Raw genomic sequence first — 6,923 nt, 5'->3', positions numbered from 1 at the left:
GCTCTTCTTACGTCTGTTTACGTAGGGCTCTCGAAGCCGTGGATATAAGAAGGAGTCGCCGGGCGAAATCCATTGGGGCCAGGCACAACGGTGCCATCAACAGGCCGAATGTATATATGCAATCCAAACCTGCCCGCTGTAGAACAGATCATTTGGCAAACGGGACGAGGCCATGTATAAGCGTGCTGCCTTTACCTGAAAGCCAAAAATCGCAACACTGTTTGCAATCCGGGAGGCGTCCACATAAGACCTTCCCTAGAAGCCTCGCGGCGTCACAAGATCGGCTGCGCGCAGATGCCCACGCGGCTCGAACGGAATCTTCAGCCAGGCAAAGACGCTCATGTCGTGGTAGCCCGGTGAAGCGCGATATCCGATGCCCGTACCGACGATAAGGTGACGGGCAAGCAGCCCGGCAATCGTCGTCGTGTCCTCGCCAAAGGCGCCCGACGCGTGGCCCGTGAATAGCTCGCGCGTCGCATAGCCGAACCGGCCACCCGTCTTGAACAGAAACCGGCTTCCCTCATCTGACTGCGCATAGAAGACCAGGCCAGCCTCGCGATTCGATTTCGGGCTCCAGTACCCACCATAGGGACCGTCGAACCGGTTGGCGTCATACCGGTACGAACTCAGGCGTATCTCCGGGCCCGCATTGAGCCAGCTCCAGCCTTTCGCGCGGAAGTCCCGGGTAAGCGAGAGGCTGATCGCATAGAACGGATTGACGGCCGTTCCACTTGCCGTGACCGCACCGCCCGACAGCGTTTCGCCGAAATGGAATGCACTGCGTCCAATTGCCTGCCGCGCAGCGACCTCAAGAGAAGACGAAATGGCCGGCCCGGTTCCGGCGGAGGGCGCACCCTCGAATGCGCGAAGCGAATCGTAGATGCTGTCGCGGCTCAAGGTCACCCGCAGGAACTCATCTTCGCTTTCGGCCATCCGCTGATACTGAACCTTGCCAAGTACCTGGACAGGTCCTTCGCCAGGCTTTTCGAGTGCCGCACCCGCAAACAGCACGCCTTGACCGACCTCGGTACGCACCGTGGTGCCCAGCAGCTTCCCCCACGCGTGCTGCACTCCGTCGTCCAGCCGAAGCGCGGTGCCGTCGATGCGCACGGTCAACGATGGAGACGCCAGCATCGTGATCGAAAGTTGCGGAATGGTCCAGACAGTCAACTTGTCCTGTCCAGCCGTGCCGGACTTCCGGTCCAGCGTGAACAGCGATTGCAGCGATGGCTCCTGCCCCTCGGACGGATGACCCGTCAGGGCTCGCGCGCGGTCGTAGAGTCCCAGGCGCTCGTCGTGATCGGCCAGCGTCTGGCGGGCAACCGGTGGGATGTTCGGGTTCTCGTTCACAAGCGTGTCGAGCGTTTCATAGTCGCGATTGGCAGCTGCGGCGAACACGAGACCGTGTATGTATTCGTCGTTCCCGGGCACTGCCTCATGAAGCTTCGAGAAAATCTGTTCGGCCTGCGCGGGACGACCACTGTTGAGCAGTGCCCAACCCGCGAGCGCACGCGTGGCCGGTTCCGTCGCGTCGCCGGCCTCCTCGACCAGCCTGAGCGCTGCGTCGACCTGTGCGGAGTCGTGCGAGTCCTTGGCGAGAGCGAGTTCGATCGCGGCATGCAGGCGCTTGCCCTGTGGCGTCGCCAGGTTGCGTGACTCGGCTTCCGCTTCCACGAGCCGCTGTTGATGCATGAGTGACAGCGTGAGTCCGAGCCGTGCCGACGACGGGTCTCTGGCCGTCTTCAGTGCCTCGCGAAACAGCGCCTCTGCGGCCCTGTCGTCGTGCGCGCGGTCTTCGAGCCAGCCGGATACTTCCAGTGCGGACGCATTGAGCTTGACCGACGGATCTGCGCGAAGCGCTCTCGAGTAGGCGAGCGCGTTCGCATCGTGGCCTGCTTCGTTTTCCGCATACATGCGCTGCAGCCTCAGCTCGTTACGGACCGGCTTCAGCGAGGGCTGCTCGAACACGGGGTCCGCGATCAGGCGGTCCACGTCCGCCGGCGGCAGTCCTTTTGCCGCCTTCCATGCTGTACCCGAGAGCTCGCCGGGATTCGTGCAGACGCGAAGCAGTTCCAGATAGAGCCCATAGGCCTGCGCGGTCCGTCCTGATTCCGCAAGCGCCTGTCCGCGATTCCATTTTGCAGGCAGGTTCGAGCACATCGGGTCTTTCGTCGCCGTGTACGCGGGATGGCGGCTGACAGCAGAGTGTGAATTCGGGGGCATTGCTGCCTGCGGCCTAGCAGAGCTTTGGGGCGCCTGTGGCTGAACCAGCCTGACGGAGCCTTGCGCGGCGGGCGAATTGCCCCATGCGTCAGCCTCCCGGCCCGGCATCGCGGAAGCGGGACCTGGGGACTTCGTTGGGGTTGGCTGTTCCGCACGGGCGAGAGCGTGCCAGGTGAACAGAAGACTGGCAGCGAGCGCGATTAGCGTGCGATTCGTGGTCGTCATTTCGGTGATGGATCAGAATAGGAAGATTGATCGAATCGCTTCTTCACCTGATCCTTCAGCGTCATGTTCAGAAAGATGTACGACAGGGCAAGCAGTGTCGTGAGCACACACCAGAACACAATGGGATCGGCTAGAAGCAGGCGCAGACGCGCAATGCCCGAGCGCTCGGCGAGCGCGAGCGGCTTCGCCGATCCAGTCGTGGTGTCGAAGAGCGTCGCTCCCTGAGCGAGAAGGAACCCCTTCGTTGGTTGGCGCAACATGTCGATGGTACGGGCCACCGAAGTCTCATTGTCGCCGAGCACAGCGACGAACCGATGCGCGCCACGGTTGCCCGTCAGGGACACTGCCTGGCCTGGTTGCAAGGGTGGAAACACGGGCAGTTGACGAAGCACTCGCGCATCAAGCGACGTGGCCGGGCCGAAAAAGAAGTCCGTGTTCGTGATGTCAGCGGAGTACGTGAATGTGACTTCCGCCAGCAAGCCTGTTGTGCGGACATGGATGGCGGCGAAATTTAGCGCGGCGCGCACGAGCGCGGCGTCCGGATGTCCAAGGGATATCACGAGCTGCGCCGGGGGAACGTGAATCGCCATTGCGGCGTCGGGTGTCATGTTCGCGCGCGCCGGGAACATTGTCGAGGCATCGGCAAACGCCTGCGCAGCACGCAGGCAATCGGTCTCGGTGATGCCGGAAACCACGACGATGACGGACCTGCCTTCGTTGGCGGGGTAGACGCCGAGAAACGGGCGGTTGATGGCATCAGCAACGGCCGGGGGCAACGCGTCTGCCAGAGCGCTGCGCGTACCCACGAGCAGCACGTCGCCTGCGCGGGCGGTGTCCCTGTCGATTCCCCATGAACCCGGGTCGTCCCGTTTGATGATCGCCTTGTCGCCTTGATACGCAACCGTGACATCGACCTGCCGCATGCGCGCGGCGATGCTTTCGACGGTGAGCGCCGCCGCGCGCAGTTGCCCTGGCGATGGTGACTGGCGTCCCAACACAACGGTAACGTTGCGTGGCATCCATGCCCGGGCGTCGAACGCGAGCGGAAGCTGTGCCAGGGTCGGCGCCGGGTTCGGGCGCAGCCCCGCAAAGTCCAGCGATATGGATGAGCGCGCATCGTTGATGGGCGCGGTATCGGAGTACGCCGTCTGTCCGGTGATCGTCGCGGAGTGCGGCACGCGTGCCAGTTGAACGCTGTTGGTGCCCGGCACGAAGGCTTGTGGCGAAAGCGCGATGGTCTGTACCGCGCCCTTCGCATCGACGTCTGCGACCAGAGCGCCGTTGACCCAGATGGCGTATCGGGTGCCGTCCTCCGGTGCAACGTCCGACGCGAGCTGGAGATGAACACCGCTCAGTGCCTCTCGCGGAGACAGTTCAACGATCAGCGCGTGTGCCGCAGCGGCGGCACCGCCTCTCGACCGGAGCGAGGAAAACGGCCTCGTGACGGTCTGCGCGTCCGCAGACAGTGCGACGAGGCCCAGCAGGCAGGCGACAGCGAGACGAACGAGCCGGTTAACCACGGAAGCCCTTGCGGCCTACATGGCGGGCATGCGCGTGCGCGCCTCTGAGCGAAACGGCGAGCATGCCCAGCAGGGACCGCGCGAGGTTTGCCGACGCTTCCCGCTGCTTCCAGAGCCGCAGCCAGCGTTCGCTGTCGCCGTACGCGAGGACCACGGCAGCGCGTTCCTCTTCGGGCGTCCTGGGCGCGTACAGCGCGACATAAACGCCAGTCGTCTTGTCGACGGGCGCGATCACGTGCGCTGCCAGCAGATGTTGACGGAAACGGACTTCAAAGCGGTCCAGCCTCAGCCCTTCCGGCACGCGTATGCGCATGCCCAGCTCGTTGACATCGAGCAGATGCACCTCTTTCTCACCGAACTCGCCGACGATGGTGATCGTCTCGTCCATATCGATGCGTGGCCTTGAGCGACGCTGCGCTTTTTCCAGCAGTGCGCCGAGCGCACCCAGGCTGAGGAAGAGGTTGAAGCTGATCCACACCACGGCTGCCGTAAGGATGGGGCGGGCGCCGGGTTCCTGGATGATCCTGACGATGCCCCAGACGAGACCGATCGTGCTCGCGACGAACATGCCGTAGTACGGCAGACGGAACTGGCTGATGAAGTCGGTCTGGCTCTGTTCGCCTTTGGGCGTGACGCTGAACGTCGGGGCGTTGGGACGCATGAGTGCGCCGACCAGGGCCGGAAGCATGTAGAACGCCTGGAGGGTCTCGTAGAGCTCGGACGAAAAGATGCGCCGGAAGCGTCCGTTCAGCCGCTCCGCCGTCAATAACGCCACCGTGAGATAGGGCAGCGTGTAGCCAACGAGGCTCTCGGTCCCACCCGGATACATCTGCAGCCTGAACACGATGCCGATGATCGGAACAGCAAAGGTCACGAGGCGCGCGAAGGGAAAGAACCAGAACAGGCCGACCGAAAAATAGCAGAAGCGCTGGGCAGGCGACAGACCGCGGACGAGCCACGGATTCTGCCTGATGAGGATCTGCATCATGCCAACGCCCCAGCGAATCCGCTGGACGAGAAACCCCGACACCGTCTCAGGCTGCAAACCGGCCACCATCGGCCGGCCCAGGTACGCCGAACGCCAGCTTCGCTGGTGCAGCTTGACTGACGTCGACGCGTCCTCGGTAATCGACTCGGTCGAAAAACCACCGATTTCCTCGATGGCCGAGCGCCGGACGAGCGCACCGGAGCCACAGAAGAACGAGGTGTTCCACGTATCCAGGCCCGGTTGAACCGCACGGTAGAACAGGTCGTTCTCGGCGGGCATCTGGTTGAAAAGTCCGAGGTTCTTCTCGAGCGGATCCGGGTTCGTGAAGAAATGCGGTGTTTGCAGAAGGGCCGTTTTCGGATCCCGGATAAAGAAGCCGACGGTGGAGCGCAGGAAGTCCCGTGTCGGCACATGATCTGCGTCGAGGATCGCGATCAGCTCGCCTGATGTGCTTTGCATCGCGGCATTCAGATTGCCGCTTTTTGCATGCTCGTTTGAATCGCGGGTCAGATAGGTCGCGCCGTGTCTTTCACACAGCGATTTCAGCTGCCCGGCGCGTTCGGCGAGCGCCTGGCGCTGCGCGGGACTTTTTGCGGTTCTGGAACGGGGAAATCCGTCGTCCAGGACGTAGACGCGAAAACGGTTCTTCGGGTAATCGATTTCTACTGCGCCGCATACGGTCGGGGCCACCACCCAGAGCGGCTCCGAGTAAGTCGGAATGAATATGTCGACGACGGGAAGCTCGGCAGGGTCGGCTGGCAGTGGAAGCCGCCGACGTTCGAGCGGCCGGACGCTGACGAAGTAGCCCAGCAGCACGACGCCCATGCAGTACAGTTCAGCCGCGAGCAGCGCCGCCGCGGCGAGCGTCGAAGGCAGACCGCCATGAACCGGAAAGGCCTCGAAGCGCCACGCGATGTAACGGACGATGACGAAGCCGCTGAAGACGAGCAGCACCGGGCGCGTCCTGGGCGTTTGGATGGAGACGAGCAGCCCGAACAATGCAAGGAAGATCCACGCCTGGGTCTCCGGGTGGGGCAGGCCAACTGACAGGACAGCCAGTGCGGCCAGCGTCACCAGCAGGGTGAGCGCGACAATCTGATGTATTCTGGATTGCATGCTAGGAAGCCCGAAAAACCGAAAACGACGAAGTTTCATATGATCATAGTTGGTCACTGCCGATGGCGCTATCCGGGCAGCGGCGCCCGTCCGTCGCAATGGTGGACGCGTTCGCGATCCGGCCGCTCATGCCTTTCCGGCAGCGGGGCCGGGCGCTGGCATGCACATGCCTGCACCCGCTTGCCATCGCTCGTTGCGCGGGAGCTGAATACGGAGAGCGAAGGCGTGGTTCAAAAAGCGCGATTTTTGCGTTACACAGACGAGCGGAAGCAGCCTGCGTAAGAAAGCAGGAATAACAAGGAGTGGGGTTCAAATGGAGGCCGGCGACGACCTGCCGATGTCAGGTTCGCTGAGGCTGGAGTGGGCCGAATCCGAGCAGCGTCAGCCAGTGATCGTGAGGCTCGCCGCTCATCAGTTCCCTGGGGCTCTTTCCAGTTCGCTCAGGGCATCGGCTGCGGGCAAAGCGGCGATGGTTGAAGACAAACTGCAGCAGACCAAGCCAGGCCCGCCCGCCCTTCAGATGACGCCGGTTGGTCAGGTAGACGCGCAGTCGCGAGTTGAGATTTTCGACCAGCGAGCTGCTGCGTGGTGTGCTATGCAGCGCCCCGGATACGGCGGCGTAGACGCCGTGAAACGGGCGGCCGATGCGGGCTAGCAGGCGATTCCACCCTTGCCAGAACACACTCGACGTTTCGGACTTGCGATGCAGCATGCAGACCTCGCGCACGAGATGGCGCGCCCCGTTGTGCGTTCGTGCAATGGCGTCGAGTTTTGTGTCGAGCAGGCCCGCGAAAGCGAGCAGGCCGTCGCGCTGGTTCTGCAGGGCACGCCGGTATGCGCCTGTGCGTGAC

At 63.1% G+C, this 6,923-nt stretch carries 4 protein-coding genes; all 4 read right to left on the bottom strand.

Going from position 1 to position 6,923, the window contains the following annotated elements; translation table 11 throughout:
* Window positions 1-255: 255 nt before the first annotated feature.
* A complete protein-coding gene (locus tag BMI01S_RS35340; protein ID WP_154671503.1) occupies window positions 256-2,223 on the bottom strand; it encodes a tetratricopeptide repeat protein in 1,968 nt (655 codons plus the stop codon).
* 221 nt (window positions 2,224-2,444) lie between these two features.
* Window positions 2,445-3,968, bottom strand: a complete 1,524-nt coding sequence (locus tag BMI01S_RS35335; RefSeq protein ID WP_028232937.1) for a cellulose biosynthesis cyclic di-GMP-binding regulatory protein BcsB — start codon at window positions 3,966-3,968, stop codon at window positions 2,445-2,447.
* Window positions 3,961-6,171: a UDP-forming cellulose synthase catalytic subunit gene (bcsA, locus tag BMI01S_RS35330; RefSeq protein WP_154671502.1), complete on the bottom strand. Its 2,211-nt coding sequence runs from the start codon at window positions 6,169-6,171 to the stop codon at window positions 3,961-3,963. Before bcsA ends, BMI01S_RS35335 begins: the two co-directional genes overlap by 8 nt.
* 241 nt (window positions 6,172-6,412) lie before the next feature.
* A partial coding sequence (locus BMI01S_RS42220) for a hypothetical protein (protein WP_218002768.1) occupies window positions 6,413-6,923 on the bottom strand: 511 nt, incomplete at its 5' end.

This window comes from Paraburkholderia mimosarum LMG 23256 = NBRC 106338, assembly GCF_000739815.1.
In the GTDB taxonomy this organism is placed as follows: domain Bacteria; phylum Pseudomonadota; class Gammaproteobacteria; order Burkholderiales; family Burkholderiaceae; genus Paraburkholderia; species Paraburkholderia mimosarum.
The sequence above is the reverse complement of the archived record's forward strand: the minus strand, read 5'-3'. Positions and strand labels throughout refer to the sequence as shown.

What these genes read in the sequence shown, in the direction of transcription:
- BMI01S_RS35340 (WP_154671503.1), bottom strand. Translation starts at nt 2,223, where the DNA reads ATGCCCCCGAATTCACACTCTGCTGTCAGCCGCCATCCCGCGTACACG.